General features: G+C 33.0%; 2 protein-coding genes. One reads left to right on the top strand and one right to left on the bottom strand.

Annotated elements, in window-relative coordinates:
- Nucleotides 1–954: 954 nt before the first annotated feature.
- Nucleotides 955–2,016, top strand: coding sequence for a TlpA disulfide reductase family protein (locus BWI93_RS03025; protein ID WP_094808690.1), 1,062 nt, complete (start codon nucleotides 955–957; stop codon nucleotides 2,014–2,016).
- Nucleotides 2,017–2,195: 179 nt separating this feature from the next.
- Here BWI93_RS03025 and BWI93_RS29370 read toward each other — a convergent pair whose 3' ends face one another.
- Entirely contained in the window at nucleotides 2,196–2,570 is a 375-nt protein-coding gene (locus BWI93_RS29370) for a transposase (protein ID WP_176454113.1), read from the bottom strand.
- Between the last annotated feature and the right edge of the window lie 699 nt (nucleotides 2,571–3,269).

Genomic DNA, 3,269 nt, shown 5'->3' with positions numbered 1-3,269 from the left:
CGATCCGTTAACATTACTTGCAGCTTAAATCCGCGCGACGGTCGCCGTAATAGTACTGTTTGTGGGAAGCATGATACCCACGAGAAGGTAGACATTCGGAATCATTTTTATTGATTTTACATTTTGGTATTCGGATAGGTTGGCAAATAGGCAACGGAATCGAATCAAGTATGTATAAGCTAGGCTGCGGATCAATGAGTTGACCAATTCTCTGAGCTACTTGAGAAATATAAGGCTGCAACTTCCTACGTCTGCGATTATAATTGGTACGGTGAATTAAATGGGGGAATTTGCTCTTGTAATCCGTTTTTAAAATAGAAAACAATAGATTTTCTGAACCTATACCTAATACCTCTGCGGTAATTGATAAACTAATAACCTCAAGATCAGACATCTTAGCTGGATATCTATACGCAGTGAAATTATGGTTAGATACCAAATAATGATTTAAGGAATCTTTGCAGATTTGAAAAATCCGTTGGTAATTTGTCAGTAGATTGTACATGATAAGAAAGCTTGAGAACCTCTCTTAATCTACTCATTTTCAGTAGCGTGTACAATCTTTTCTTCCTTATTACTACCTCTTTTTTCTTCAGCCTCTATCCGCACAACGGGTTGAAAAAGACTATGTCCAATTTCACTTCGTCTACTTTAAGTAGAACTGAAATGAAAAGTTTAGTAGGAGGGGATTTTTTTTGCAAGAGTGGCAGTTGCCAATTGCATATTTTTAACGGTGGCGAAAGTATGATATTTAGCGGAAGCTGTCGAAGTGATATGGGATGGTGTTATTGTGATGTAGGTCTAGGATCTAAAATCAAGCTATCAAACAAAAGCGGCTATAGCCATTGTCGCGCGTAATCAGTCAACTACCGGCTCGCCCAGTCTTTATATAATTAATTAAAACTGGGCGAGTTAACTTTTATACGTTGAGTAAATCATAAACAACAAATAACCGTGAATAAAATTTTTGTTTTTCTGCTCATTGTAATATTTAATAGTTGTTCAAGCTTAGAAGATAAAATTGAAATAAACGGATCTATTAATAACTTACCAGATGGAAATCTTTTTATACTTAATGAAACAAGGGATACAATTGATGTAGCTAAAACCAGAAAAGGTAAATTTACATTTAAATTAAAAAGATCTTTGTATAGTGAGCCAGAATTAATTCAGTTTGAACATGTAGACAATGATAGAGTTAAAAGAATTTTGGTATTTGATACAAGAATTTATAAAAATGGATTAAAAACTAAGCTACAATACTTATTACTGGAAGATGGGATAAATTTAAATGGTGATTTAAAAGATTTTTTACCTTCTAATTTGACTTTACCCCAAAATATAAAAATAGTCTACCTAGGAGAAGGTATAAAAATAGGAAAACAATCGAAGGTGATGTTTAATGATTTGGCTAACTTTTCAACAATAAGTAACGTAGAAAAAATAAAATCAATTGTAGAAAGTTATCCATATTCATTTTATTATTTATATGAACTAAGAAAAAAAATATCTACTTTAAGTAATGATGACTTCTATAGTATTTTTTCTAAGTTCAATGATGATGTAAAAAATAGTAAAAAGGGTAAAGATTTGTATATTTATGTAAATAAAAGAGTGAAAAAAGCATTAAGTAATGAAGTTATATTTAGAAACGAAAAAGAAATAAAAACGAGAATGTTTACAGATAACAGTAAGTATAATTTAATTGTTTTATGGGCGTCTTGGTGCGGACCCTGTCTAAAAGAAATTCCACATTTAAAAGTTCTTTATTCTAAATATGGTTTAGAAGGAAAAGTAAAATTTACATCTATATCTTTAGATGAGAACACTAGTAAATGGAAAAAATCCTTAAACAAAGAACAAATGCCTTGGCAGCAACTAATTATAGATCAAAGCGATAGATTATATGTAAATGAAATATTTAGTTTCGATGGAAGTATTCCAACTATTCTATTGACTAATAATACGGGAGTTATTTTACAAAAAATCACAGGAAGTGATAGTGAAAAAAGATAGATAGTATTTTACTAAAATATAATTAATATACTCGTTGTTCATATTACAAAGCTAGAGCATGTTTCAAATGATTGAGCGGTTTATTATTGTGATAGTTAATGAGTTGCAATACGGCTATTCCACTGATCTTTGAGCATACTCTGGCACAAATCCCTTCAAAAGACTTAGCAATTATTTTCTTAATAAAGAATTGATCGCAAAGCTGGGAGAAAAAGGTCTCTATCGCAGCGGCGAACCGTTCTTTTTCGAATCCGTTGATAGGTATTCGACCATCCGCTGGATTCTTTCTTCATATTTATACGAACAGGCGTGATTAGTGAAATGTTATGAGCAGTTAGTAATTCTTGATGGTGTTTTAAAGACAGATATCCTTTATCTGCAATGATCTGACAATTAGATAGTTGCAATAATTTTAATTGTTCTAAGCAATGCACATCATGTACATGAGCAGAATTAATTTCTACGGCAGTGGGAACCCCAGTTTGAGTCAATATAACTTGTAATTTATATCGCAGCGGCGCACCGCCCAAAATACCAGCACTTATGGGAGGCATGATACCCGTACGAAGGCAGTAGATCCCCATTTTTAGTACCTATGTTGTTTCGGTAAACTCTCACCTGATCACATAAAGGCAAAGGCATAGAATCGAGTATGAAAGTGGAATTCTCAGGACTGATTTGTTTGGCAATCGATTGAGCTACCTGTGAAATGTACGTTTGCAATTTTCTACGTCTTCGATTGTAAGTGCTCCGATGAACAAGGGTGGAAAACCAGTTTGGATAATCACTTTTTAGGATAGAAAATAGTGTATTTTCCGAGGTGATTTGTAAGATTTCTGCTGTGATTGATAAGGTAACGATCTCAAGATCAGAAGTTTTCGTAGATTTTCCATACCGTAAAAGATTGTTTCCTTCTCTTAAGGCAAGTTGTAGTGAATTTTTGCAGATTTGAAAAATCCTGTCGTAATTAGATTTTAGGTTGCACATTCCCCGAGAAAGCGTGAGATACTTTCCTTAAGTTACTCTTTATCAGGAGTATGTACAACCTATTTTTTTCTGTATGGCATATGCACAACGGGTACTATTTATATCAGCCCTTCAAAGCAACATTTTTCCGTTATATAATCAATCCTTATGTTAATTGACTAGTCAATATAGCATTACAATCAAACGATGGTTTTCCTGTAATCTCCTAACCATTACATTTTTCTCATCATATAATGTGTAATATCATTACACATTGGCTTCTACGA

The sequence above is a fragment of the Siphonobacter sp. BAB-5385 genome, from assembly GCF_002261125.1.
GTDB lineage: Bacteria > Bacteroidota > Bacteroidia > Cytophagales > Spirosomataceae > Siphonobacter.
The sequence above is the reverse complement of the archived record's forward strand: the minus strand, read 5'-3'. Positions and strand labels throughout refer to the sequence as shown.